The 26148-nt window shown below is 58.1% G+C and carries 20 protein-coding genes; 9 read left to right on the plus strand and 11 right to left on the minus strand.

Going from position 1 to position 26148, the window contains the following annotated elements:
* A partial coding sequence (locus tag G9Q73_RS16650) for a sensor histidine kinase (RefSeq protein ID WP_177420775.1) occupies window positions 1–1210 on the plus strand: 1210 nt, incomplete at its 5' end.
* Window positions 1211–1247: 37 nt separating this feature from the next.
* Here the strand turns inward: G9Q73_RS16650 and pmbA are convergent.
* The 7 genes from pmbA to rlmH all read right to left on the minus strand — a co-directional run bounded on the left by pmbA (window position 1248) and on the right by rlmH (window position 11790).
* Entirely contained in the window at window positions 1248–2582 is a 1335-nt protein-coding gene (gene pmbA / locus G9Q73_RS16655) for a metalloprotease PmbA (protein ID WP_177420776.1), read from the minus strand.
* A 232-nt stretch (window positions 2583–2814) separates the two neighbouring features.
* Complete coding sequence (gene tldD, locus G9Q73_RS16660; RefSeq protein ID WP_177420777.1) at window positions 2815–4257, minus strand: metalloprotease TldD; 1443 nt, start codon at window positions 4255–4257, stop codon at window positions 2815–2817.
* 127 nt (window positions 4258–4384) lie between these two features.
* The gene (locus G9Q73_RS16665; protein WP_177420778.1) at window positions 4385–5215 is read right to left on the minus strand and encodes a carbon-nitrogen hydrolase family protein; all 831 of its coding nucleotides are present in this window, start codon (window positions 5213–5215) and stop codon (window positions 4385–4387) included.
* A 112-nt stretch (window positions 5216–5327) separates the two neighbouring features.
* Window positions 5328–9209 (minus strand): YhdP family protein, encoded by a 3882-nt coding sequence (locus G9Q73_RS16670; RefSeq protein ID WP_177420779.1) that lies wholly within the window; start codon window positions 9207–9209, stop codon window positions 5328–5330.
* 31 nt (window positions 9210–9240) lie between these two features.
* Window positions 9241–10701 (minus strand): ribonuclease G, encoded by a 1461-nt coding sequence (rng, locus tag G9Q73_RS16675; protein WP_177420780.1) that lies wholly within the window; start codon window positions 10699–10701, stop codon window positions 9241–9243.
* Window positions 10702–10724: 23 nt separating this feature from the next.
* On the minus strand, window positions 10725–11315 hold the full coding sequence (locus G9Q73_RS16680) for a Maf family protein (protein WP_177420781.1): 591 nt from the start codon (window positions 11313–11315) through the stop codon (window positions 10725–10727).
* 4 nt (window positions 11316–11319) lie between these two features.
* Window positions 11320–11790 carry a 23S rRNA (pseudouridine(1915)-N(3))-methyltransferase RlmH gene (gene rlmH / locus G9Q73_RS16685; RefSeq protein WP_177420782.1) on the minus strand — a complete coding sequence of 157 codons (471 nt, stop codon included), beginning with the start codon at window positions 11788–11790 and terminating at the stop codon, window positions 11320–11322.
* A 307-nt stretch (window positions 11791–12097) separates the two neighbouring features.
* Here rlmH and G9Q73_RS16690 point away from each other — a divergent pair, with 307 nt between their 5' ends.
* On the plus strand, window positions 12098–13099 hold the full coding sequence (locus tag G9Q73_RS16690) for a hypothetical protein (RefSeq protein WP_177420783.1): 1002 nt from the start codon (window positions 12098–12100) through the stop codon (window positions 13097–13099).
* A 74-nt stretch (window positions 13100–13173) separates the two neighbouring features.
* Here the strand turns inward: G9Q73_RS16690 and G9Q73_RS16695 are convergent, their stop codons facing one another.
* Window positions 13174–14514, minus strand: coding sequence for a UDP-glucose dehydrogenase family protein (locus G9Q73_RS16695; RefSeq protein ID WP_177420784.1), 1341 nt, complete (start codon window positions 14512–14514; stop codon window positions 13174–13176).
* Window positions 14515–14804: 290 nt separating this feature from the next.
* Here G9Q73_RS16695 and hemA point away from each other — a divergent pair, with 290 nt between their 5' ends.
* The 7 genes from hemA (at window position 14805) to G9Q73_RS16730 (ending at window position 20496) form a co-directional block, all read left to right on the plus strand.
* Window positions 14805–16073: a glutamyl-tRNA reductase gene (gene hemA / locus G9Q73_RS16700; RefSeq protein ID WP_177420785.1), complete on the plus strand. Its 1269-nt coding sequence runs from the start codon at window positions 14805–14807 to the stop codon at window positions 16071–16073.
* The gene (prfA, locus tag G9Q73_RS16705; protein WP_177420786.1) at window positions 16070–17149 is read left to right on the plus strand and encodes a peptide chain release factor 1; all 1080 of its coding nucleotides are present in this window, start codon (window positions 16070–16072) and stop codon (window positions 17147–17149) included. Before hemA ends, prfA begins: the two co-directional genes overlap by 4 nt.
* 108 nt (window positions 17150–17257) lie before the next feature.
* On the plus strand, window positions 17258–18109 hold the full coding sequence (gene prmC, locus G9Q73_RS16710; RefSeq protein ID WP_177420787.1) for a peptide chain release factor N(5)-glutamine methyltransferase: 852 nt from the start codon (window positions 17258–17260) through the stop codon (window positions 18107–18109).
* A 234-nt stretch (window positions 18110–18343) separates the two neighbouring features.
* On the plus strand, window positions 18344–18754 hold the full coding sequence (locus G9Q73_RS16715) for a hypothetical protein (RefSeq protein ID WP_177420788.1): 411 nt from the start codon (window positions 18344–18346) through the stop codon (window positions 18752–18754).
* A 43-nt stretch (window positions 18755–18797) separates the two neighbouring features.
* Window positions 18798–19541 carry a HesA/MoeB/ThiF family protein gene (locus G9Q73_RS16720; RefSeq protein WP_177420789.1) on the plus strand — a complete coding sequence of 248 codons (744 nt, stop codon included), beginning with the start codon at window positions 18798–18800 and terminating at the stop codon, window positions 19539–19541.
* Window positions 19535–20113: a rhombosortase gene (gene rrtA, locus G9Q73_RS16725; protein WP_177420790.1), complete on the plus strand. Its 579-nt coding sequence runs from the start codon at window positions 19535–19537 to the stop codon at window positions 20111–20113. The genes G9Q73_RS16720 and rrtA overlap by 7 nt, the downstream gene beginning before the upstream one ends.
* Window positions 20110–20496 (plus strand): glutamyl-tRNA amidotransferase, encoded by a 387-nt coding sequence (locus G9Q73_RS16730; RefSeq protein ID WP_177420791.1) that lies wholly within the window; start codon window positions 20110–20112, stop codon window positions 20494–20496. The genes rrtA and G9Q73_RS16730 overlap by 4 nt, the downstream gene beginning before the upstream one ends.
* A gap of 256 nt (window positions 20497–20752) precedes the next feature.
* Here G9Q73_RS16730 and G9Q73_RS16735 read toward each other — a convergent pair whose 3' ends face one another.
* From G9Q73_RS16735 to gatA, 3 genes are all read right to left on the minus strand, one after another.
* The gene (locus tag G9Q73_RS16735; protein ID WP_246345343.1) at window positions 20753–22759 is read right to left on the minus strand and encodes a reprolysin-like metallopeptidase; all 2007 of its coding nucleotides are present in this window, start codon (window positions 22757–22759) and stop codon (window positions 20753–20755) included.
* A 356-nt stretch (window positions 22760–23115) separates the two neighbouring features.
* Window positions 23116–24549, minus strand: coding sequence for an Asp-tRNA(Asn)/Glu-tRNA(Gln) amidotransferase subunit GatB (gene gatB / locus G9Q73_RS16740; protein WP_177420793.1), 1434 nt, complete (start codon window positions 24547–24549; stop codon window positions 23116–23118).
* 146 nt (window positions 24550–24695) lie between these two features.
* Window positions 24696–26147, minus strand: coding sequence for an Asp-tRNA(Asn)/Glu-tRNA(Gln) amidotransferase subunit GatA (gatA, locus tag G9Q73_RS16745; RefSeq protein ID WP_177420794.1), 1452 nt, complete (start codon window positions 26145–26147; stop codon window positions 24696–24698).
* Window position 26148 lies beyond the last annotated feature (1 nt).

Here is a 26148-nt window from a genome sequence, read left to right on the forward strand (position 1 = left end):
CGCAAACGCCAGCCTGCGCAGACAGTACACCATCCTCGAAGCTGAGAGTGGCATGCAGTGCTTCGAACTGCTCGAATCCGAACCCGTCGATCTGGTATTGCTGGACCTGATGATGCCGGACATGTCTGGCTTCGAAGTGCTCGAAGAGATGAAGGCCCACCCCGAGAGGCGCTATCCGCCGGTGATCGTGCTCTCCGCCCTGATGGATAGCAAGACCATCTCTCACACCCTGCAATTGGGGGCGGTCGACTACCTCACCAAACCCTTCAACAGAGAAGAGATCTTGGCGCGTGTACATAGCCAGATCATGCTGGCGCGACGGGAACTGCACCTCGAGCACATGGTGCAACAACGAACAAAACAACTGCACGAGAGCAATCTGCGGTTGGAAGAGACCTTCCAGCAGTTGCTGCAATCGGAAAAAATGGCCTCAATCGGTCAGCTTGCCGCAGGCGTCGCTCATGAAATCAATAACCCGGTTGGCTTCATCCACAGCAACCTGTCCACACTCAGCGAATATCTCGACACCATCGGCACCCTGCTGGATAACTACAAAGACCTGGGGCAAGCCGTCGGCGAGACAGGCACTCAAAAAGTGCAGTTGTTACTCGAACAGATAAGCGCACTACGGGCAGAGGCGGATATCGACTTCATACTCGAAGATATTCCAGGCCTGGTATCCGATACCCGGGAAGGCACGGAGCGGGTCAAGTCCATTGTGCAGGGCATGAATGCCTTTAGCCGGGCCGATGATGGCGAAATGGCGGAGGCCGATATCAATGCGGGCATCGAGACCACGCTCAAGGTGGTCTGGAACGAACTGAAATACAAGGCCGAGGTTCACAAGTCCCTCGGCGCGCTACCGAAAACCTCCTGTAACCTGAACCAGCTCAACCAGGTCTTCACCAATCTGCTGGTGAACGCCGCCCATGCCATCGAGGAACATGGCGAGATCGACATCCGCACCCAACAGGTCGGCGACGAGATCATCATCGAGATTGCCGACACGGGTAGCGGCATAGAATCCAAGCATCTCCAATCCCTGTTCGACCCCTTCTTCACCACCAAACCGGTGGGGCAGGGCACCGGCCTCGGACTCTATCTAAGCTACGAGATCATCCAGAAACACCGGGGATCGATCGATGTTCAGAGTGAGGTCGGCAAGGGCACCCGGTTTACGATTCGTTTGCCGATTGTCAGTGCAAACTGACACAGTTTGTAAAAAACGCCGCCATCATGGCACCCGCCTACTGACCCGCAATCATCATGTGGTCGATCAGCCAGGAACCGGTTTGTACGCTGGTACGGGTCTCCACATCGCAACCAATCTCCTGGAGTCCCAGCATCATCTCCTTCAAGTTGCCGGCAATGGTGATCTCCTCCACCGGATACTGGATCTCTCCACCCTCCACCCAAAAACCGGCGGCACCACGAGAGTAGTCGCCGGTTACCGTGTTGACACCCTGTCCCATCAGCTCGGTCACCAACAAACCACGGCCCATCTTTTTCAGCAGCCCCTGGCGATCCAGGCTCCCGCTGGTAGTGCGCAGGTTATGTACACCGCCGGCATTGCCGGTGGTCTGCATGCCCATCTTACGTGCGGCGTAACTATCCAGCAGATAACTGCACAGGATACCGTTGCTGACAAAATCCTGCTCACGGGTCGCCACACCTTCGCTGTCGAAGGTGGCGCTGCCCAAGCCGCGGGGCAGATAAGGCATCTCGTGAATTCTGACAAATTCCGGAAAGACGCGCTGATGCAGATGGTCCAGCAGAAAACTGGCCTTGCGATAGAGCGCCGACCCACGGATCGCACCAAGGAAACTGCGCAGCAATCCAACCGCCACATCGGCCTGGAACAGTACCGGCGCCTCACCGGTGGCGATCCGACGCGCACCCAGACGGGATACCGTCCGCTCTGCCGCCATCCGCCCCACCGCCTCAGGTGTTTCCAGATCTTCATGACGGCGCGACTGGCTGTACCAGTAGTCCCGCTGCATGCTGTCACCATCCTGTCCCACCACTGCACAGCTTATGCTGTGGCGGGAGGAGGGGTAGCCGCTGATGAAGCCGTGGCTGTTGCCGTAGACATGCAGCCCGGCATGGCTGTCGATGCTGGCGCCTTCGGAATTGACGATGCGCGAATCCTGATCACGCGCCACCGCTTCGCAGGTCTGAGCCAGTTCGATGGCCTCATCGACACTCAGCTCCCAGGGATGATAGAGATCAAGATCCGGCAGGTCAGTCGCCATCAGATCCGCGTCCGCCAGACCAGAGCAATCATCTTCCGATGTATAGCGGGCGAAATTGCAGGCCGCCCGCACCGACTCCCGCACCGCCTCGGGACTCAGGTCTGAGGTGCTGGCGGAACCTTTGCGCTGCCCGAAATAGACCGTCACGCCAAGACCGCTGTCCCGGGTGTGCTCAATGGTTTCCGGCTCGCCCAACCGCACGTTCAGGGAGAGTCCGGCGTTACTGCTCACCCCAGCCTCTGCCGCGCTGGCGCCCTGAACTTTCGCCTCCTGCAGTATGTCGGCAACCAGCTGTTGCAACCGCGCCTGGCGTTCTTTTATATCGTTCATAGTCTCTCTGTATCTATTCAGCGCATGGTGAACACTGAGGTAACGTGTAGGATGCGGTGAGTAAAACGAACCGCATCAATCGCGACAGATGCGCATCGCTACGCTCAGCACATCCTACGATTCCAAGGCAATAAAGGTAGGCAGGTTCAAGCGTAGCGGAACCGGCAATTCCACATGCAGTGTCAAACCGGGAGCGCCCGATCCGCTACGCTTGATCGGGCCTACATTTTGCTCAGGCCCCGGTGCCGCCGACGGTCAGTTCATCGATGCGCAGGGTCGGCTGCCCAACGCCCACCGGCACACTCTGCCCCTCCTTGCCGCAGACGCCGACGCCCTGGTCAAACGCCAGGTCGTTGCCCACCATGCTGATCTGCATCATGGCTTCAGGGCCGTTGCCGATCAGTGTCGCCCCCTTTACCGGCGCAGTGATCTTGCCGTTCTCGATCAGGTAGGCCTCGTTGGCGGAGAAGACAAAGCGACCGGAGGTGATATCCACCTGACCACCCCCAAAATTGACGGCATATATCCCTTTGTCCACTGAGGCGATGATCTCTTGCGGGTCGTAACTGCCGGACAGCATGTAGGTGTTGGTCATACGCGGCAACGGCAGATGGGCATAGGATTCACGCCGCCCGTTGCCGGTGGACTCGACGCCCATCAAACGTGCATTGTGTTTGTCCTGCAGGTACCCCTTGAGGACGCCATCCTCGATCAGCACTGTGTTCTGGCTCTCGGTCCCCTCATCATCCACGCTGAGTGAGCCGCGGCGACCCGGCAGGGTTCCGTTATCAACCACCGTGCAGCAGGATGACGCCACCTTCTCGCCGATACGCCCGCTAAAAGCAGAAGTGCCCTTACGATTAAAGTCCCCTTCGAGTCCATGCCCAACCGCCTCATGCAGCAGAATGCCGGGCCAGCCGGGACCCAGCACCACCGGCATGGTGCCTGCCGGTGCAGCCACAGCCTCCAGATTGACCAGTGCCTGGCGCACCGCCTCACGGGCAAAACCCAGCGCCCGCTCCTCATCGAGCAGAAACTGAAAACTGTCTCTGGCGCCGCCTCCGCTGCTGCCTTGTTCCCGCCGCTCACCCTGTTCGACGATGACCTGGACGTTCAGCCGCACCAGGGGCCGGACATCCGCACTCAGGGTGCCGTCCGTTGCCGCGACCATCATTACATCATGGGCGCCCACCAGACTGACGATAACCTGCTTCACGCGGCTGTCCTGTTTGCGCGCCTCCGCATCCACCCGCCGCAGCAGTTCCACCTTTTCCGATTCAGTGAGGCTGAGCAATGGGTTGATCGGCTGGTAGAGTTGGCGGACCGGTGTCAGCCCCGCCACTTTCACCGTTCCGTCGCCACCACTGCGCGCGATGGCGCGGGCTGCACGGGCGGCATCGATCAGGGGGGCGAGATGTAACTCATCCGAATAGGCAAATCCGGTCTTCTCCCCACTGATGGCGCGAATTCCGGCACCCTGTTCAATGCTGTAAGAGCCCTCCTTGACGATGCCGTCTTCCAGCACCCAGGACTCCAGCCGACTGGACTGGAAATAGATATCAGCGGCGTCGATACCGCCTCCAACGAGTTCTCCCAGCATCCGGTCCAGATCGGACTCTCCCAAACCGGTTGGGGCGAGCAGGGTTTCACGGGCAATTTGTATCAGATCGGGCATAGCGACTCAGCCAATCCCGAAAGGCCCGGGACTGGTCATTAAAAGTGAGTGATTAAGGCGTCTCTGAAGCGTTGTCATTTTGAGCACAGCGGAATGACTGTCAGAGTTTCTTTGCACAACGACACTATCAATCGAGTTTTACCCGACGATGGTCGATGGTGGGAAAGGTGCGGCGAATGGTTCGTTGGTACTCCCGATCCAACTCGCAGCTGACAAAACCGGTTCCCCTGGGCACCTGTGCCAGGACACTTCCCCAAGGGTCGACGATCATGCTGTGGCCGTGAGTTTCGCGTCCATTGACATGATAGCCACCCTGCGCTGCCGCCACCACGAAGGCCAGATTTTCAATAGCGCGAGCGCGTACCAGCGTCTCCCAGTGCGCCTTGCCGGTGATTGCAGTGAAAGCAGAGGGCACCACAAAGACCTCCGCCCCCATGTCGAGCATCTTGCGGAAAAGTTCGGGAAAGCGCAGATCGTAGCAGACCGCCACACCGAGACGCCCGAAAGGGCTGTCGATCACCACCGCCTGCTCACCCGGCTCAATGGTATTGGACTCAATGTAACGTTCATCCGCTTCCACCAGATGCACATCGAACAGATGAATCTTGTCGTAACGAGCCGCCTGTTTACCCTGATCATCATAGACCAGTGCAGCCGATTTCACCTTCGCGCCATCAACCGCCCGCATGGGGATGGTCCCCCCAACGAGCCAGACACCATAGCGGCGCGACATCTGGGCAATGAAGTTCTGCAGGGGGCCGTCGCCCTCATCTTCACACAGCGTACACATATCCCGGTCGTGCTCGCCCATGAAGGCGAAATTTTCCGGTAGCACGACCAATTCGGCGCCACTTTCGGCCGCCTCGCTGATATGCCGCTCCGCCTCCAGCAGATTGGCACTGACGTTAGGACTGGTTGCCATCTGGATGGCTGCGACTTTTGTCTTCTCTTCCGACATCTTTTCCCTTTAACTGCAAACGAGCAGCATACCTGCCTACCCTTGAAAAAAGAGGTGCAGAATAGCATCAATAACAGTAATTGAGCTAGGGATCTACGGCCCAGACCCCTGGCTACTGCTCGAACTGCTCCAAGCCCTCTTTTGGCGCAGCGCCCTCTTCCCCCGATCCATCGGCAGCCAATGTGCGCGGAATCCGCTGCATCGTGGGATTGTCCCAACTGCCCGTTACCTTGTACTCGACCTGGGCAATGCGATCCATTTTACTTCCAAACAGTTGCTGCGCAAAGATAAGCGCCACCCCGACCGTTGGGTTGATCGCCAGTGCGCCCACCAGCGGCAGACTGGCAGAGAGCCTGGGTATCACTTTTACCGTCTGCTCGTAGTCCTGAGCTCCGAGGCCAGTGCGTCCGTGCATCTCGATTGTTGCCTCCGGTCCCTTTAGGATGAAATTATCGGTATGGGCGTTGCCATCCCGCAGATCGAATGTGCCTGTGATACTGTCAAAATAGAGCCCTTTGCTGAAAACACCGCTAAAATCCGATGAGAGACGTTTGCTCAGCGTATTGAGGCTGAAGAGAGAGATTACCTTTCCGACACCGAGCCCCACATCCGGCACCGCGCCCTCTCCAATATTCAGGGAGAGATAACCGTTCAACCGGTCCAAAGAGAAATTCATGGGACTCTCCGGCCAGTTCAGATCGATCTCCGCATCCACAGCGGCCTTCTGCACGGCGGTTTTGAACCCAAGATCACGCAACACCTCCCCCAGACTCTTCAAATGGCCCCGCAGCTCTAGCGCCGTACTGTCCTCAGACCCTATGCGGTACCAGTAGCCACTACCTTCGAGACTGAGCGCATCACCCTTCAGGGAGAGCTGACTGATCCTGACGCCGCGAGACACATGATCCCAACGCAATAGCGCTCTCCCCAAGGGTTGGCCATTGACCTCCAACGACTCGATGGAGAGTTCCAGAGGCGGCAGATTGCGGGGATCGATCTCCAATCTGTTTTCGCTGGCTGTCGCCGCGGAGTGGGTGGCCTCCATCTCCAGCACCACGCGCTCGAACTCTCCACGCAACGGCAGATTCTTCCCTGCTTGCGGGATCAAGAGCGTGCCCTTTACCGTGTCGGAATCGAGGGTCAATCGCCAACCACCAAAAAGCGGGGTCGCCGTTATCCTGGCATTCGGACACGCATTTCCCGCCAGCTGCATCTGTTCAACCGTGAGGTCCAGTGACTTGAGCAGCGGGTCCTCACCCACTCCCTCAGGTTCCAGACTCTCCGCCCAACGCAACCAGGCATCCGCATCCAGTGCATCCAACGCGCCACGTAGCCTGAAGCCTTCGTATTTGGGAAGTGCAAGTGCGCCGCCACCAAACAGAAGATCACCCCGTTCAAAACCCTGGCTCGATTGCTGCAACAATGCGCTGAACAGCCCGGCATAGGCCAGATAGACCTCTTGCCGGTCGTCCTGGAGAAAATCGATCTTCAACTCGAAGTCGCGGGCGGCATCGGCAGTTTTTCCCAGCGGAGGGGGGAGCGGAATCGACACCCCCCGCAGATCCGATGTCACCCGCAGCCGAAGCGGCGCCTCAGCCCCCCCATCATGGGCGACATCGAGTTGCATGGTGCCTTTGACCTTGCCGGCAAGCCCTCCCAATCCCTGACCGGGATAGCGGCGATCCAGGTCGGCAACAGAGATCGCGCCGACCGTTGTGATCGACGTCCATGTTTCTCCGTCCTGCTCACGGGTCGCCAGTGCAATCTGTACCGGCTCTCCCAACATGGTTGCCGTGAGTGCTTCGGCCCGGATACTCCGATGATCAAAATCCAGGCGGCCCTGCAATCCTTCGAGGGTGACATCCCAGGAGGCAATCTTCAGCCCTGCATCCCGCCAAACCACACTGCCATCGAGGCGGAAGTGATCTTTGTCCGCTAGCGGCACATTGAAATCGATCACAACGTCACTCTCGCCATGCCCCTCCATGAGCGAAACAAAGCGGCCAAACTGTTCCCGTAACGGGGTCTCGCCAAGGATGCGCAGCGCATCGCTGAAATCTCCGCGCATCTCTCCCTTGATCTCTACCGGGGAGGCGCCGGAGAGATTGCGGATTTTTGCCTGCGCACGTTTGACACGGCTCTCCAGCAACAGACCGTCGAATACAGTGATATCCAGGCTGTTGTTGATAAAGTGGACCTCCGCCACCCCCTCCTCTATCCGGGGCCAGTCCGACATATAGTCCAGCACCATCTCTTCGACGCCGAACACCACCTCAAAGCGTCCATCCTGCTGCTCGAACGGAAATGACGACAAGGGTCCATAGAGGAGAAATGAACCAGCTGTTACATGTCCGGAAACCAGCGACCTATCGAGCCAATCCACCAGGGGAGCCGGCATCACGCCAACGGGAAGGTAGCGGCTCTTGTGGGCACCATCGCCCTCCCAGAAATCGGTCTGGATATCGGTGACTGGCGTTGAACCATCCACCGGCACACGGAGATCCAGCCGGCTCAGGGTACTTACATGGGAGTTTGAGACGTACAAGTCTTGCGTACTCAGCCGCACCTCCTGACCTGGAGTCCACCACCAGTCGAAATACCCTTGAAGGTGGTCGGCGCTCAAGGGATCACGAAACAGTCTGGGGAATTCGGCGGTAAATGCATCCGAATCCAGCAATAGCGAACCACCATCCTGGTCGCCATTAAAGTCGATTCTGAGCCCTTCCAGGCCGGGAATCGCCTGCCAGGGGCGATTCTCAAATCGTGTCAGCCGCCCACTGACCCGCCAGCGAGGCTCCGCTTCCGGCGGCAGCTCCAGCGCCAGTCGAAAACTTGTCAGATGCCCCTTGGGTGCGAGCGTCAAAATCGCCTTTCCCTCGTCGCTCCCGGCAAAAGGGGTCAAGGCGAATAACTGAACCAGCCGCTGCAACGACAGGTAATCAGCGCCGACACCCAGCTGAGCCAAGCCGTCTGCTGCGCTGCTCCATTCAACACTGACACGTCCCGGCGGCCAGAGCTGATTCCTGTCCAGCAATACCAGCTGATGCAGGTCGAGGCGCCCCCCCCCTTCACGCCACGACCAGTCGAAGCGGGTACTGAGGTTTTCGATGCTCAGTTCTCTGGCGGCCTCTTCATCCCTGAGTCGCAGATTCTGCAGACTCAGCCCACCCTGCAGTCGCGCCAATCGCCCCTTGCCAAGATCGACCCATAGCTCCAAATCGAGCGCTCCTGAGTCCAGTTTGAAGGGACTGGGCAGGCGACTGGACAACAGGTTCTGTAGCGCCAACCCTTCGGCTTTCAGGTAGATCTGCCCAAACCAGTCGGGTTTATCCCCGCCCCGCTCCCGCAGATCTGCCTGCAGTCTAAAACGCCCCGAGCCGGTACCATCTATGCTCGCATTCGCAGTTATCTGGTGATGGCTGCCGTCGTTCTGCAGCGTGATATCCACGTTGAACAATCGCAACGGCGGCCCTTTGTCGCCCTCATCCCGCCAATAGATTTCACTATCGACCAATCGCAGCCGACTGCGGCGAAGGAAGAGTGAGGCGATGGAGGAGCCTCCCTCCTGGTGCTGGCTCTCAAATCCCTCCAGAGAGACCGAACCATCCTGGCGGCGCAAGAGCAACAGCTGCGTCCCATGCAGCTCTCCCGCCCCCAACCGCAGGGAGCCATCCCAGAGGCTGTGAAAAATTTCGATATCGACATGCGCCTTGCGCAGATGAAGTTTGACACCGCCCGTCTCGGGATCCTTCAAGGTCACATCGTGCAATACAAGCGCCAGGTGTACCCCATGCAGGTCGGCATTCAGGCGCCCAATATGGATCGGCATTCCCGCCGTCTCGCTGATAAGCTCCGCGATCATCTCCCGGTATTCATCCAGGTCCATCATGGGAAGCAGCAGCCGCACCGCAGTGATCAACACTGCGATAATGATGATCGCCCTGTTGGTCAGGCGGTGCAGTCTTGCAGCCAGCGATTTGGTGAGGTGCCACATAAAAGATAGTGTTTCGCGTTGTGCTTCGGCGTCAGATCAGCACCACGTCATAGTACTCCTGGCTATAGAGCAACTCCGCCTGCAGGCGGATGGGACGTTTGATGAACTGTTCGAGTTCGGCAAGATTCGTGGCCTCCTCGTCCAGCAAACGGTCGATCACCTCCTGTGAGGCGAGTACCAGCAGCGACTCGACATCGAACTGACGGGCTTCACGCAAAATCTCACGAAAAATCTCGTAGCAGGTCGTCTCGGCAGTCTTCAGCGTCCCCCGGCCACCACAACAGGGACAGGTTTCACAGAGTATATGTTCCAGGGACTCACGAATTCTTTTGCGGGTCATCTCCACCAGCCCCAGAGAAGAGACTTCGGATATATGGGTGCGCGCATGATCCTTGGCCAGGCACTTCTCCAGCGCACGCAGCACTTGGCGCCGATGCTCCACAACGCTCATGTCGATAAAATCGATAATGATGATGCCGCCCAGATTACGCAGTTTCAGATGACGGCAGATCGCCTGCGCGGCCTCGAGGTTGGTTTTGAAGATGGTCTCTTCCAGATTGCGATGTCCGACAAAGGCCCCGGTATTCACGTCGATGGTAGTCATCGCCTCGGTCTGATCGATCACCAGGTGGCCGCCGGACTTGAGTTGAACCTTACGCTCGAGGGATTTCTGAATCTCATCCTCCACCCCGTAGAGATCGAAAATCGGACGCTCACCGGGATAGTATTCGATGCATTTCTTGATCTCAGGGATATAACGCTGGGCAAACTCGATAGCGCGCTGGTGGGTGGAGCGGGAGTCGACCCGCACCCTCTCCACATCCGGTCCCACCAGATCCCTCAAGGCACGTAACGCCAATGGCAGATCTTCGTGTACCAGTTCAATCCTGCCATTGTTCCTGCTGCGCTCCTGGATCGATTCCCACAGGCGCGCCAGAAAATGCATATCGGTCCTCATCGGTTCATTCGGCACCCCTTCCGCTGCGGTCCGGGCGATATAACCGCCACCGATTTCAGACTGCTCCAGAAAGCTGCTCAGCAGATCCCGCAGGCGCTGACGCTCATCCTCATCCTCGATCTTCTGCGAGATGCCCACATTGCCAAGCCCGGGCATGAAAACGAGATAGCGCGAAGGAATGGATATATTGGTGGTCAGACGCGCGCCCTTGGTCCCCAGCGGGTCTTTGAACACCTGCACGGTAATCATCTGCCCCTCTCGCAGGAGTTCACTGATATTGTCGCTGCGCTCCTCACCATTCGGGCTGAGGGAACCGATATCCGAGGCGTGCAGAAAGGCGGCCCGTCCCAGCCCCACGTCCACAAAAGCTGCCTGCATGCCAGGCAGCACCCGGCAGACCTTGCCCCGGTAGATATTCCCCACCAGACCTCGATTGCCGCTCCGTTCGATGACAATCTCCTGTACGACACCGTTTTCAACCACTGCGACCCGGGTCTCGGGCGGGGTGACATTAATCAGGATCTCTTCACTCATGGATTCTTTTTTTCTCTGTCATTTTATCGTGGCGCCAACAACTCAATACCGGCATCCCGCAACAAATCCGCCGTCTCATACAAGGGTAGTCCCATCACCCCGGAATAGCTGCCGTGCAGTTCGCAAACAAACATGGCACCCAATCCCTGAATGCCGTAACCGCCCGCCTTATCCCGAGGCTCACCACTGGCCCAATAGGCTGCCGCCTCCTGCGGGGAGATCTGCCGGAAAACGACTTCGCTCCGGCTTATTCCGGCATCTGTACGATTCCCGGCCAGTGCCACGCCGGTATAGACATGATGGGTGCGCCCGGAGAGCAGCGCCATCATCTCCAATGAATCCTGCCGATCCCGCGGTTTACCCAAAATCCGTTCATCCACAACCACTGCGGTATCTGCTGCGAGCACTGGCAGCCGGGAAGACTCCGTCCATAGTCCACGACCCGCTTGCGCCTTCTCAACCGCCAGACGCAATACATACGCCTCAGGACTCTCCTGATCACGGGGCGTCTCATCCACTTCGATATCCACTACTGAATAAGAGACCCCAATCTGCGCCAGCAGTTCAGCGCGCCTGGGTGAACGGGAGGCAAGAAGGACGACCGGTTCAGTCACTTTCTCAGGCCCGATGATAGGGGTGGTTGCGCAGCAGGCTCCAGGCCCGATAGATCTGCTCTGCCACAACCACCCGCACCAGCGGATGCGGCATGGTCAGGGGCGAGAGCGACCAGCGCTCCTCTGCCCGTGCCAGACAGTCAGGCGCCAGCCCCTCGGGACCACCCACCAACAGCGCCAGATCCCGGCCGTCCCCCATCCAGTCGCCCAGCTTTTTGGACAGTTTCTCCGTACTCCAACTACTGCCCTGCACATCGAGCGCCAATACCTGACAACCCTTCGGAATCGCCTTCAACATCCGCGCACCCTCATCACGCAGGGTGCGCTGGATATCCGCATTTTTCCCGCGATGACCCGGATTTATCTCCACCAGCTTCAGCCCACACTCCGCAGGCATGCGCCGGGCATACTCCTCATACCCTTCGGTCACCCAGCGCGGCATACGGTTTCCGACAGAGATGAGGTGGATTTTCATGGCGGATCATTCTACGCCATTGCACCGGGGGAGAAAGAGAAATGCAGGAATTCTCATCCTTTTTTCCGCCACGCACTTCCACTGTAGCCCTAATACCCGCCTCAAGGGCCAACTCATACTTTTGTATGAGGAAAAACTGCCGAATTATCACGCTCTTTCCTACTTTCTACTGATGCGAAGTTCCCTTGCCTGGTCCAGACTTTTATTAGAGATCTACTAAAGAGTGGGCGATGCGTGAGCGATGGAAATGTTGCTCTTATCTTCAGATCGCAACGCCAAAGCGCCTAACAGACAGGAGGAAGACATCATGAAAATCGGCATCATCACATTGACATTAAGCACAGCGTTGTTGTTTTCGACTGCTGGATTTGCGGATAACAACACGGCAAATCTGGATCAATCGGGTAACGATAATCTCATTACCGTCACTCAGAACCCGTCGTGGGGAACCGCCAGTGTCAGCATCACTCAGAACGGCGATCACAATATGGTGGCCATCGATCAATGGGGGGGCGACGCCAGGATTGTTCAGCAAGACAGCAGTCAGGCAGTGGCAACGATCATCCAGGGGACTCAGCCGGGCTACCAGGATTGGGTTCCCCTTGACCTGCTTCAGATCAATAGCACAAATGTTACCGCCAACATAAATTTTTCCAACGAGCATTCGCAGTTCTATCTAAGACAGGAGGGCAGTAATCTGCAATTTGAGGCCGTTGATAGTGAAAGATTCTATGTTTACGCGATGAACAGCGGGAGAGGCCAGTTCGGCACAGGTAACTCTGCTGTACTGACAAACCATGGATGTTGCGATGACAGTAACGAAGTCTACTTCCATCAGGTGGGTGAGTCGAATCATGTGGAGACCACCCAAAACTTCTATTTCAGCCGGATCACACTGGATCAAAGCGGAGAGTTAAACACCATCCTTGTTCAGGATGATAGGATGACGTGGACCACTGTCAACCAAACTGGTGTATCCAACCTTATCGACCTGCTGCTTGATGGGGATGCCGTTATCGCTCTCAACCAGTCAGGCACGGAAAACTCCATATTGGGGACACTGGATTCCATCTTTCATTATTCAATTTCACAATCCGGCAATCTGAATCTGATGGTCACTGATATCAACAACGGCTGGGGCGCCTTGGTTGGCGAAAACATCCTAACCCAAACCGGCGATAGCGGGATCATGTCACTGACCCAGAATGGTGGAGGGCTCTCTGCTGCACTCACCCAGTCCGGCATCGGCAACACCATGACCATCGATCAATCGGGCACCAGCAACCACGTTGAGGTCACGCAAAACTAAATGGTGCGCAGCATACAAAACGGCCTGCAATCTTCCGACTGCAGGCCGTTTTCAGCCAGGTCAGCGCCAAAAAGTCAGTCAGCCGGATGAGCCGGCGGACGGCCTATGGCCAGATAGCTCAACCCCGCCTGAGTGACGGTCTCCGGCTCGAACAGGTTGCGGCCATCGAAGATGACAGGGCTCTTCAGCATCGATTTGACGGTGTCGAAATCGGGACTGCGAAACTGGGTCCACTCCGTCATGATCACCAGGGCATCGGCGCCTTCGAGCGCACCCATGGCGTCCTCCGCATAGACAAGGTCGTCACGCTCCCCGTAGATGCGCTGCGACTCCTCGACTGCCACCGGGTCGAAGGCCTGCACTTTCGCGCCGGCATCCCAGAGCAACTCCATCATCACCCGGCTGGAGGCCGCACGCATGTCGTCAGTATTGGGCTTGAACGCCAATCCCCAGAGCGCAAAGGTTTTGCCCTTGAGGTTCCCGTCAAAGTAGCTGTTGACCTTATCGAACACGACGCGCTTCTGGGCATGGTTAGTCGCCTCCACCGCATTCAGAATACGCGGTGTGTAACCGACGCTGAGCGCGGTCTTCTCCAGCGCCTGAACATCCTTGGGGAAGCAGGAGCCGCCATAACCGCAACCTGGGTAGATGAACTGATAGCCGATACGCGGATCGGAACCTATACCCACCCGCACATGCTCGATATCCGCACCCAGGGCATCGGCGATATTGGAGAGTTCATTCATAAAGCTGATCTTGGTGGCCAAGAGCGCATTTGCCGCGTACTTGGTCAACTCCGCAGAGCGGATGTCCATCACCATCACCCGTTCGTGATTGCGATTGAAGGGCGCATAGAGCGCGCGCAACAGTTCACCGGTACGGGGGTTATCGGTACCCACCACGATACGGTCGGGGCGCATGAAGTCATCGATCGCCGCACCCTCTTTGAGAAATTCCGGGTTGGAGACCACATCGAACTCGACCTCCACACCCCGTTCCGCCTGTGTCGCGCGCACTACGGCGGCCACCTTGTCGCCGGTTCCCACGGGTACGGTGGATTTATCGATGATCACCCGGTACTCGGTCATGTGTTCGGCGATGCTGTGCGCCACAGCGGTGACGTACTGCAGGTCGGCGGAACCGTCCTCGTCCGGCGGCGTGCCAACGGCGATAAACTGGAACAGACCGTGTTCAACGCCCTTCTTCGGATCCAGTGTAAAGGTAAGGCGCCCCGCCTCCCGGTTGCGCTGCACCATGGCCTCGAGTCCAGGCTCATAGATCGGAATGCCGCCACTGTTGAGCAGATCGATCTTGGCGGGATCCACATCCACGCACACGACATCGTTACCCACCTCTGCCAGACAGGCTCCGGTCACCAAACCGACATATCCACTCCCAAAGATCGTGACTTTCATCTACCTAAGACTCCATTTATCCATTTATTCGGCACCGGCAGCCCCGCAGGGGACCATGCCTGTCATTTCGCTTACCGTCAGATATCGGTCGGCATGCTACCAAACTTGAACCAAATGTTGCACCGACAAGCACCAAATTCCCATATTTTCACTGAATATTGTTACTTTAATCACTCTCGCACCTCTGCCAAAAGCCTCGAAAAAGCTTTTTCTGCAAGACAAACTTGAATTTAACCCCTTGATATAACAAAATTTCGCATTGGCCCTTTATTTAAGACCTGTTCAACTCAATGACGATACTCGCTCTGGGACTCAACCATAAGACCGCTCCGGTGGAGATCCGGGAACGGCTCGCCTTCGGACCCGACATCATCGTCGGCGCCCTGCGCAACCTGAGCGAGCATCCTGCGGTGGACGAGGCAGTAATCCTTTCGACCTGTAACCGCACCGAGCTCTACTGCACCATCGACGATGATGCAGAGACCTCCGTGGCGGACTGGATCAGCGATTTTCACGGTCTGGAGCAGGGACGGGTCAGCCCCTACCTCTACAGCCATCTGGGTGATGCCGCCGTACAACATCTGCTGCGGGTCTCTTGTGGACTCGACTCCCTGGTACTCGGCGAACCGCAAATTCTGGGGCAGGTAAAAGCCGCCTTCCAGACCGCGAACGCATCCGGCACCACCCGCAAACTGCTCTGCCGTCTGTTCCAGCACGCCTTCTCGGTGGCCAAACAGATCCGTACCGACACTGCCATCGGCAACAGCCCGGTCTCAGTCGCCTTTGCAGCCGTCAGTCTGGCAAAACAGATCTTCAGCGATCTTTCGGAGCAGACCGCCCTGCTCATCGGCGCCGGCGAAACCATTGAACTCGCCGCCCGGCACCTGCACCAGAACGGCATCGGCCACATGATCGTCGCCAATCGGACAGTGGAGAAGGCGCACAATCTGGCGGCCCAGTTTGAAGGCTATGCCATCGCACTGACCGAACTCAGTGGGCATCTGGCGGAGGCGGACATCGTCATCTCCTCAACCGCCAGCCCTCTGCCGGTGCTGGGCAAAGGCACCGTAGAGAGTGCGCTCAAGGAGCGCAAGCACAGACCCATCTTTATGGTGGACATCGCGGTGCCCCGTGATATCGAACCCGAAGTCTCAGACCTGAGCGACATCTACCTCTACACGGTCGATGATCTGGAAGAGGTCATTCAGGAGAATATGCGCTCCCGCCAGGAAGCGGCCGAGCAGGCGGAAGAGATCATCGAACTCCATGTGGACGAATTTATTGGCTGGCTGCGCTCCCTCGACGCGGTTGAGCTGATCCAGGACTACCGCAGCCAGGCGGAACTGCTGCGGGACGAGGTACTGAAAAAGGCGCTGCAACAGCTCAACAAGGGAAAAACACCGGAAGAGGCGCTACAGTTCCTGGCCAGAACCCTCACCAACAAACTGCTCCACACACCCAGCTCCCAGCTACGCCAGGCCGGTTTCGACGGCCAGACCGAGTTGCTCGAGGCCGCCAACACCCTGTTTCAACTAAAGCAGTTCGACAGCACATCATGAAGTCTTCACTGCGCGGCAAGCTGGATCAGATCGACGAGCGCTTCGAAGAGATCACCGCACTACTGGCCGAACCGGATACTCAAGGCAAGCAGAATCTGTTCCGCGATCTGAGCCGGGAGTATGCCCGGCTGGAGCCCGTGGTCGAAACCTATCGCAGCTACACCACGGCCGAAGCGGAGATTGAAATCGCCCGGGAGATGCTGAGCGACCCCGAAATGGCAGAACTGGCCCAGGAAGAGATGGAGAGCGCAGGAGAGACCCGCGACGCACTGGAACCCGAACTGCAACTGCTACTGATACCGGCTGACCCAAACGATGAGCGCAACATCTTTCTGGAGATCCGAGCCGGAACCGGCGGTGCCGAAGCGGCACTGTTTGCGGGCGATCTGCACCGCATGTATCTTCGCTACGCCGAGACACGACGCTGGCAGGTGGAGACAATCAGCGAGAGCCAAGGCGAACATGGCGGCTTCAAGGAGATCATCTGCCGCATCAGCGGCAATGCGGTCTACTCCCGGCTGAAATTTGAATCCGGCGCACACCGGGTACAGCGGGTGCCTGAAACCGAATCCCAAGGGCGGGTCCACACCTCCGCCTGTACCGTCGCCATCCTGTCGGAGGCGGAGGCGATCGACGAGGTGGAGATCAACAACGGCGATCTGCGCATCGACACCTACCGCGCCTCGGGGGCCGGGGGCCAGCACATCAACAAGACCGACTCGGCCGTGCGTATCACCCATCTTCCCTCGGGCATCGTGGTGGAGTGCCAGGATGAACGCTCACAGCACAAGAACAAGGCCCGCGCCCTGTCTCTGCTATCGGCAAAACTGCTCTCCCAAGTTCAGGATGCCGCCGCCAGCGAGCAGGCCAGCGCCCGTAAACTGCAGGTCGGCAGTGGCGACCGCTCCGAGCGCATCCGCACCTACAATTTCCCTCAGAACCGGCTCACGGACCACCGCATCAACCTGACCCTCTACAAACTGGATGAAGTGATGGCCGGGGCGCTCGACCAGGTGGTGGATCCGCTGCTGCGGGAACATCAGGCCGAGGCGCTGGCGGCGATGGGTGGTGGATAGGCTGTAGGCCGCTTCAAGCGCAGCGGAACCGGCGGCGCAGGCTTTTGTTTGGCCCTGGATTGCCCGATCCGCTGCGCTTGATCGGGCCTACCCTGTCCAACTATTGCGATGCAGATAACCCTCAAACAAGCCCTGGAAGAGGCGGCGTCCACCCTCGGCGCGCAACCTGATGGCTCTCCCCAACTGGAAGCTGCGGTTCTGCTCTGCCATCTGCTCGGCAAACCCCGCAGTCATCTCTACGCGTGGCCTGAAAAAATGCTCGACAGCGCCCAGTATCAGGCCTATCAGGCACTGCTTCAAAGACGCCGCAGGGGTGAACCCATCGCCTATATCACCGGACGGCGGGAGTTCTGGTCCCTGGAGTTGGAGGTCACACCGGACACACTGATCCCACGGCCCGACACAGAACTGCTGGTTGAACTGGCGCTGACCCACATGCCGCAGAAGAGTCATTGCTGTATTGCCGATCTGGGCACCGGCAGCGGTGCGATCGCCCTGGCAATTGCCAGCGAACGTCCCGACTGCGAGATCCACGCCACCGACCGCTCGTCCGCAGCCCTTGCCGTTGCCCGCAAAAATGGTGAAAAGCTGGGGTTCAATAACGTGCACTTCCACTTGGGCAGTTGGCTTGAAGCACTGCCTGACCACGACCGCTTCAGACTCATCCTGAGCAACCCGCCCTATATCCCCAATGATGACCCACACCTCGCCCAGGGCGATCTCTCCAGCGAACCCAGAGAGGCGCTGGCCGCCGGACCCGACGGACTGAACGATATCCGCGAGATCGTCTCTGCAGCCCGCGGCTATCTGCAACCCGGCGGCTGGCTGCTGCTGGAACACGGTTTTGACCAGGCAGCCGCCGTGCGGGTACTGTTGCGGGAAGCCGGACTGACAGAGGTTCAATCCCATCGCGATCTGGCCGGACACGAAAGGATCACAGAGGGCCGACTGCCACAATAAGCAGTTTCCATCTGGAAACCCATATCCAACCACAAAGAACACGAAGAGCACCAAGGCAAGAACTTGATTAGCAATAAGTTTTCTCGTGTGCTTCGTGCGCTTTGTGGTAGAAACAGTGTTTCCAGACGGACGCCAGGCAACATCTGCCTGAAAATCCCGAATTTAACGCAGAACAGACAATTCCATGGGTTCTGCCACTTGAAAATTCCCCTACATTAGCTAGGATTGTCGTCTATGGATATCGATGGTCACGAATTCATCAAACATCGGAGTATTCACTTCGTTGAGCTTCACCCGGATCCGAATCAGGCTCAGACCGCAGCGCTGCTGCTTGCTGATGTGGAAGGCGTAATGCGGGTGGATCCCGTCGACGCCCGTCATCTGCAGGTGACCTATCACATCATGGATATCACCCTGGAGCAGATCGAGGTGGGCCTGATCAGTATGGGGCTGCACATCGACAACCGCCTGTTGTACCGGCTGATGCGCGCGCTGCACTACTACACCGAGGAGAACCAGCGCGCCGTTCGAGGTTGCACCAAGGGCAATCCCAACTGCACCCGCAACATCTTCGCCAAACGCTATCAGAGCATCGACCACCATTGCCGGGATCACCGCCCCGAGCACTGGCGTAAATATCTCTAATTCATTATGGTTGCCTGTCAGACCTGACGGGATTCCCACTCCAATGAACGACGAACAACTGCTGCGCTATAGCCGCCAGATCATGCTGCCCTCCATCGGTATCGAGGGACAGCAACGGCTACTCGATGCCAGTGTGCTGCTCATCGGTCTTGGTGGACTGGGCGCGCCGGTGGCGATGTATCTTGCAGCCGCGGGGGTCGGGCGGCTGACGCTTGTCGATTTCGATCAGGTCGACCTGAGCAACCTGCAACGCCAGATCATCCACACCACCGACCGTATCGGCACACCAAAGGTTGAGTCTGCAAGGCAGGCGCTTGCCGCACTCAATCCCGATATCGAAATCGAGTGCCTGGGACATCAGCTTGAAGGGGATGAGCTCTCCGCTCAGGTCCGGCGTGCAGACCTCGTGGTCGACGCCTGCGACAACTTCGCCACCCGCTTCGCCATCAATGCCGCCTGCCACGAGAACAGCACCCCCCTGGTATCCGGCGCAGCTATCCGTATGGAGGGACAGGTCAGCGTCTTTCCCGGTAAACCCGGCAGCCCTTGCTACCGCTGCCTCTACCCCGAAAACGGCCAGGTGGAGGACACCTGTACCGCCAACGGCGTACTCGCGCCGGTGGTCGGCATCATCGGCAGCATCCAGGCCACGGAGGCCATCAAGTGCCTCACCGGCTCCGGATCGACACTCGACGGGCGGCTGCTGATTCTGGACGCGCTGCATATGCAGTGGCGCAGTCTCAAGCTCAAGGCTGACCCGCACTGCCCGGTTTGCGGCGCATGCTGAAACAAGGCAGGCTCACCCCGCTCCTGCTTTACTCGCTCTGTCTCCTGATCCTGCTGCTGCCCGATAGCTGGCAACAGATGCTGCGTTACGAAAACAGCGCCATCGAGAATGGTGAAGTCTGGCGCCTTTTCAGCGCCCACCTCGTGCACTTGGGGTGGCCCCATCTGCTACTCAATCTATTGGCCTTCTGGCTCATCCTGGAACTTTTCTTCCTGGCGAACCGCAGATTGACGCTGCGGCTGCTGCTGCTCGCATTGGGAACCTCACTGGGGCTTCTGCTCTTCAGCCCGCATGTAGGCTGGTACGTCGGATTCTCCGGCGTACTGCATGGCCTGCTGGCACTGGCGCTGCTGGACAGAGCGCTGACATCTCCCCAGTCTTCCGTGATCATGTTGGCGCTACTGGCAGCCAAGCTCTTGTGGGAACAACTACAGGGACCGCTGCCGGGCAGTGTCTCACTGACCCAGGGCAGCGTGATCGTCGATGCGCACCTTTACGGCGCCATCGCCGGGGCAGTAGTATGGGGGCTGGAGAGATCGGCTCTCCCATTTAGAAATGAGGATCCTGAGTGAAACAGATAACACTCTTGTCGATTTTGCTGTTTGGACTTTTTGGCTGTCAGGAGATAGATGTTTCCCAGATGTCACCGGAAGAACGAGATGCCGTCACCTCCCTCGCCTGGCTGAAAAATGCCGATGCTGCAACAGACGCGGATACGGCGATCAAACGTGGAGACCTCAGACTGATAGCGATGGCGACCCGCAACCCGACCCTGCCGGGGGTGCCGGTGGAGTCCTCGTCAAAGGCGAAATCGGTATGCGGCATCCGCTATCTTGAGGGATCTACCGACGCGGTGGTCAGCGACCTGCATCTAACGCTGTTGCAGGCGGCACAGGAATACGCCGAGCAGTATAACCACATCATGCTGAAACGCTGTTTGAACCGTTCCAAATAACGCCCGTCCAAAGACACTATTTTTTCACTCACCTCGTAGGTTGGGTTAGGCGCACGTCACCGACAGGATTAATCGTTTCCACCAAAGCCAGGCGTGCGCCGTAACCCAACATTTTCGGCAAATTTCAAGCGCAGCCGTTGGGTTACGATACGCTCAAACTGTCTCGTCAAACAGAAAGCGTTGCGTTGTTGCGTATCTAACCCAACCTACGTTTTTTGCAACGATCAGGAAATAGAAACAGCGGCTTCCCGCCACATCAGGCGTTGCATCTTCTCCGCAATGCGTAGCCGATACCGCCCAAACCAAGCAGTAGCGGCAGCCAGAGCGCTGCTCCGCCACCCCCTCCATCCGCAATGACGACATTGCCACCGGTATTCACAAAGATGGTGCCGTGTTCGAGGGCGGTGCCGTCAGTGGCCTTGCAGGCCGTTCCGGCGGCAGTAGCGCCTGTAACACCTAAGTCCGCATTCGAGAGACTGAAGAAGATATTGTTGCTGCAGGCCACCCGCACCTGGCCTCTGGCAACCAACTTACTCGGCAAAGTCACCAGCGCCAAGCCGTTATTGGGAAATGTTCCGCCTCCGGGTTTCAAGTTCAGCGCCGCATCATCGATATGGTCGCAATGGGTTGAGCCATCGGCACTGAATGAGAGCAGGCTGATCGTAACCTGCGGACAACTGCCCCCCGTGCCGCCAACCGCCCATTCGATGGTCTGCTGGCTACCTCCCAAAAAGTTGTTCGCGGAGTTGAGTACGCCGCCATTCACATCGAATGGACCAGCACCACCATCCACTGTCACAACCAGATCATCCTCGTCCACGCCGGAGTTGCCGTCACGAACGGTAAGGCGAAAATTCAGGGTTCTGCCCACCGTCGGCAGGGTTTCACCGATATCCCCAGCAACTCCCGTCAACTGAAGGCTGAGCCGGGGAAGGTTTCGTACCGGCGTATCTTTTGGCAGAAAGGAGCGGAACAGCGGGGTGCCCGCATCCATCTGGTCCCACTGATAGGAGAGGGTATCGAGTTCTGGGTCCAGAGCGGAACCGGTCAGGGCAAAAGGCGTGCTTTTTGGAATCGTGAAATTCGTCCCGGCATCTGCCGTGGGAGCCGTATTGCCGGTGGATGCGAGTGTCCCGCAACTGCTGCCGCCACCCAGAGTGGAATAAGACACCATCTGTCCAATGCTCATCCCATGAAAGGTGGCATCCGAATTATCCTGCAGATTTTCCGCGCCGCAGATACCCGCGTAGCTCATGATGGTGGAGCCACTGCCAGGCTCTACCGCCGTCGCAGGTATCCGGTTTCCGGCACAAGCAGCCGTAGTACCGTTGAAGGTGTGATCTGCCCCGAATTGATGGCCTATCTCGTGGGAGACGAAATCGATATAGAAGGCGTCGCCCGTAGGCAAGGTCGAACCTGTCACCCCTTGGGCCTTGAAAGCACCGTCGCAGACGCTCTCAATTACAGCGATGCCACCACCACCCGTACTGAAGACATGGCCGACGTCGTAGTTGGCGCTGCCGATAACCCCATCCAGATTGGCCTGATTTTGATCCAGCATGGCGATGCCATCGGTGTTTGTATAGGGGTCGGTGGCGCCATCCGTATAGATAATCCGGTCATTGCCGGCGACCAGAATGAACTGCACCGCAATATCCCGCCCATAGATCTGATTGACCCGGTTGATAGTAGTCACGATGGCGGAGAGCGCACTGGTCTTGGCGCCGCCGTGAAACTGGGTGTATTCGCCAGTGGCCGCCACGGCCAGCCGGTAGTTACGGCGCTGCCCGCTGGTTCGCATGGCTGTGTCGCCATCGCTGCGCAACGCCGTCTGCTGATCGTCCCCATGCACGGCGCAGGTAAATCCAGTTTCAGCCCCCATGCTGCGCTGAGCCAGGGCGTAGTCACCTTTGTAGTAGGCGCGATAACCGCCACTCCCATCCGGATCGATAAATACAGTACCGGTGACCGAGGTGATCATGCCGTGAAACCCCTGTGGGGTCATGTCCAGCCGGCCACTGGCGCCGGGATCGTCGACGCCATGGACCTGATAGGTGGTTATCTCCGGGTAACGCGCTGCCAGTTCCGGCGCCATGATCGGAGACAGTTCGAGCCGAAAGCGCTGCATCGTGCCGTTGGGCATAGGCAGTTCAAGCTCTGAACCCTGACTGCTGGTGAACTCCAGTGGAGCCGCCGCCAGGGCCTGCCGCAGAGCGCCATCATCCGCCCGCAGGGAACGGTAGTAGCGTGGCTCAGAAGTCATCCCGCGTGCAGCGGTATCCCCAGCGGGCGCATCACTCCAGATGACGGCCGACACACTGCAGGGAAGTCCCAAAAGTGCAGCAACAGTTAATAAACGTAATATTCCGGTGCGCATGCAACCCGTCTCCGGTTAGTTAATCTCTTTGGATTCAATTCCCCACAGCTTGCTGTGAAGCGCTTGTAGGGGCAGCGCCCCGCTTGATCATGCCTATATCCTAAAAACAGCGATCTAATGTAGGCCGGTTCAAGCGGAGCGGAACCGGCAACCGCATAGGCGTTGTCAATCCAACACGCCCGATCCGCTCCGCTTGATCAGGCCTACATTTTTTACTCAAATCACCGCCCCTTTTACACCGATCAGACCTTGAGTTTTTTCAGCAGAAGCTCGTTGACCTGTTCAGGATTGGCCTTGCCTCTGGTCGCTTTCATGACCTGGCCGACAAAGAATCCCAGCAGCTTCTCCTTGCCCGCACGAAACTGTTCAACCTGCTTCGGATTGTTGGCGATGATGTCGTCGATAATCGGCTCCATCGCCCCTGTATCGGTAATCTGCTTGAGACCTTTAGCCTCGATTACCTCGTCCGCACTGCCCTCACCATTCCAGATCGCCTCGAAGACCTGCTTTGCGATCTTGCCGGAGATGGTCTTGTCGGCGATGCGTTTCAGCAGCCCACCCATCTGCTCGGGACTCACCGGGGAGCCGGCGAGGTTCAGCCCCGCCTTGTTCAGGGCGCCGCCCAACTCCATGGTTACCCAGTTGGCCGCTATCTTGGTTTCGCCACCCGCCTTGACCACCGCTTCGTAGTAGTCTGCCAACGGGCGGCTGACAGTCAGTGCCTTTGCCTCTTTTTCACCCAGTGCATAGGTCTGAATAAAACGCTGCAGCTTGGCGGTGGGCAGTTCCGGCATCTCATCCCTGATCTGCTCCAGCAGCGCCTCGTCGATCTCCACCGGCAGCAGATCCGGATCGGGGAAGTAGCGGTAGTCGTTCGCCTCCTCCTTGCTGCGCATGGAGCGGGTCTCATCCTTGTCGGCATCGTAGAGACGGGTCTCCTGCACGATCCTGCCGCCGCCTTCGAGCACATCGATCTGACGCTCCAGCTCATAATTGAGGGCGCGTTCCAGAAAGCGGAAGGAGTTGAGGTTCTTCAGCTCTGTACGGGTACCGAGCGCCTCCTGGCCATAGGGACGAATGGAGAGGTTGGCATCCACCCGGAAGGAGCCCTCCTGCATATTGCCGTCACAGATGCCGAGATAGACCACCAGTTGGTGAATCTTGCGGGCATAGGCCACCGCCTCCTTGATGGAGCGCATATCCGGCTCGGAGACGATCTCCAGCAGCGGTGTACCGGCCCGGTTGAGGTCGATCCCGCTCAAACCGTGGAAGTCCTCATGCAGAGACTTGCCCGCATCCTCCTCCAGATGCGCACGGGTGATACCGATCACTTTCGACTCGCCGTTTTCCAACTCGACGGTCAACTCGCCCTTGCCTACGATAGGCAATTCAAACTGACTGATCTGATAACCCTTTGGCAAATCAGGATAGAAGTAGTTTTTGCGCGCAAACACTGAACGCTTACCAATGTCAGCGCCAACGGCAACACCGAATTTGAGCGCGCAGTTCACCGCCTCCCGGTTCAACACCGGCAACACGCCGGGGAAGGCCAGATCCACATTGCAGGCCTGAGTGTTGGGCGCTGCACCGTAGGCCGTGGAGGCTCCGGAGAAGATCTTCGATTTGGTTGCCAGTTGGGTATGAACTTCCAACCCGATGACGGTTTCCCACTGCATGGTCTATTACTCTGACTGAGGTTATATAAAAAACACTAATCCAACGTGCCTGATCCGCTTGGCTTGATCAGGCCTACATCCTTGAGACAGGAATGTAACGTAGGCCGGTTCAAGCGCAGCGGAACCGGCAATCACCTGTGAAGGCATCAATAACCTTCCGGCGCCAGCTTATGCCAGTCCGTTGCCTGCTGGAGTTTATGGGCGACGTTCAGCAGCTTCGCCTCGGCGAAATAGTTGCCGATGATCTGCAATCCAACCGGCATGCCCTCCACCGGTTCCACCGGCACCGACATGCCGGGCAGTCCCGCCAGGTTAGCCGCAATGGTATAGATATCGTTGAGGTACATGGTCACCGGATCATCCGCCTTCTCCCCCAGGCCAAAGGCAGTACTGGGTGTGGAGGGTCCCATGATCACATCGACCTGTTCGAAGGCTGCCTTGAAATCATCGGAGATCAGGTGACGAATCTTCTGCGCCTTCAGGTAGTAGGCGTCGTAATACCCGGCCGAAAGCGCATAGGTTCCGATCATGATGCGCCGCTTTACCTCTTCTCCAAACCCCTCGCCTCTGGAACGTTTGTAGAGATCCTCCAGATCCTTGGGGTCTTCACAGCGATACCCATAGCGTACGCCGTCGAAACGGGAGAGGTTGGAAGAACACTCGGCAGGGGCAACCACATAGTAGGTGGGCACCGCCAGATGCGTGTTGGGCAGGCTGATCTCCACCACCTCGGCACCCAGTTTGCGGTACTCCCCGATGGCGGCCTCTACAGAGGCTGCCACCCCGGCATCCAGACCTTCGCCGAAATACTCCTTCGGCAGGCCTATCCTCAATCCCTGCAGGGAGTCGTTCAGACCTGCGGAAAAATCGGCTAGGAGCTCCTCCGCACTGGTGGAATCCCTCGGGTCAAAACCGGCCATGGCCTGCAGCATCAGCGCCGCATCCTCGGCGCTGCGGGTCATCGGACCGCCCTGGTCAAGACTCGACGCGAAGGCGATCATGCCGTAACGGGAGACCCGACCGTAGGTGGGCTTCAGTCCGGTAATGCCACAGAACGCAGCGGGCTGGCGGATGGAACCACCGGTATCTGTGCCGGTTGCCGCGACCGCCAGACGCGCTGCGACGAGGGCAGCCGAACCACCGGAGGAGCCGCCGGGCACACGTTCGCGGTTCCAGGGATTGTGCACCGGGCCGTAGAAACTGGTCTCATTGGAGGAGCCCATGGCGAACTCATCCATGTTGGACTTGCCGAGCATCACCACCCCGGCGGCATTGAGCCGCTCCACTACTGTGGCGTCGTAGGGCGAGATGAAACTGTCGAGCATGCGGGAGCCGCAACTGGTCTTCACACCCTGGGTACAGAAAATATCCTTCTGCGCGATAGGGATACCGGTAAGCGGCCCGGCATCGCCCGCGCTGATCCGCTGATCAGCCGCAGCCGCAGCCTGGAGAGCAACATCCGGGGTTACCGTGACATAGCAGTTCAAGCCCTCATCCAGCGAATCGATGCGCGCCAGGAAGTGACGGGTCAGCTCCACACTGGAAAATTCGCCGGCACGCAGGCCCGCACCCAGTTCCGCAATAGTTTGGTTATGCATA

The sequence above is a fragment of the endosymbiont of Lamellibrachia barhami genome (assembly GCF_011947365.2).
GTDB lineage: Bacteria > Pseudomonadota > Gammaproteobacteria > Chromatiales > Chromatiaceae > QGON01.

Bases quoted from the DNA above. Each gene is read 5' to 3' on its own strand.
- pmbA (WP_177420776.1), bottom strand. From the start codon at position 2,582: ATGAACGATATAAAAGAACGCCAGGCGCGGTTGCAACAGCTGGTTGCC.
- tldD (WP_177420777.1), bottom strand. From the start codon at position 4,257: ATGCCCGATCTGATACAAATTGCCCGTGAAACCCTGCTCGCCCCAACC.
- G9Q73_RS16665 (WP_177420778.1), bottom strand. From the start codon at position 5,215: ATGTCGGAAGAGAAGACAAAAGTCGCAGCCATCCAGATGGCAACCAGT.
- G9Q73_RS16670 (WP_177420779.1), bottom strand. From the start codon at position 9,209: ATGTGGCACCTCACCAAATCGCTGGCTGCAAGACTGCACCGCCTGACC.
- rng (WP_177420780.1), bottom strand. From the start codon at position 10,701: ATGAGTGAAGAGATCCTGATTAATGTCACCCCGCCCGAGACCCGGGTC.
- rlmH (WP_177420782.1), bottom strand. From the start codon at position 11,790: ATGAAAATCCACCTCATCTCTGTCGGAAACCGTATGCCGCGCTGGGTG.
- G9Q73_RS16690 (WP_177420783.1), top strand. From the start codon at position 12,098: ATGAAAATCGGCATCATCACATTGACATTAAGCACAGCGTTGTTGTTT.
- G9Q73_RS16695 (WP_177420784.1), bottom strand. From the start codon at position 14,514: ATGAAAGTCACGATCTTTGGGAGTGGATATGTCGGTTTGGTGACCGGA.
- hemA (WP_177420785.1), top strand. From the start codon at position 14,805: ATGACGATACTCGCTCTGGGACTCAACCATAAGACCGCTCCGGTGGAG.
- prfA (WP_177420786.1), top strand. From the start codon at position 16,070: ATGAAGTCTTCACTGCGCGGCAAGCTGGATCAGATCGACGAGCGCTTC.
- prmC (WP_177420787.1), top strand. From the start codon at position 17,258: ATGCAGATAACCCTCAAACAAGCCCTGGAAGAGGCGGCGTCCACCCTC.
- G9Q73_RS16715 (WP_177420788.1), top strand. From the start codon at position 18,344: ATGGATATCGATGGTCACGAATTCATCAAACATCGGAGTATTCACTTC.
- G9Q73_RS16720 (WP_177420789.1), top strand. From the start codon at position 18,798: ATGAACGACGAACAACTGCTGCGCTATAGCCGCCAGATCATGCTGCCC.
- rrtA (WP_177420790.1), top strand. From the start codon at position 19,535: ATGCTGAAACAAGGCAGGCTCACCCCGCTCCTGCTTTACTCGCTCTGT.
- G9Q73_RS16735 (WP_246345343.1), bottom strand. From the start codon at position 22,759: ATGACTTCTGAGCCACGCTACTACCGTTCCCTGCGGGCGGATGATGGC.
- gatB (WP_177420793.1), bottom strand. From the start codon at position 24,549: ATGCAGTGGGAAACCGTCATCGGGTTGGAAGTTCATACCCAACTGGCA.
- gatA (WP_177420794.1), bottom strand. From the start codon at position 26,147: ATGCATAACCAAACTATTGCGGAACTGGGTGCGGGCCTGCGTGCCGGC.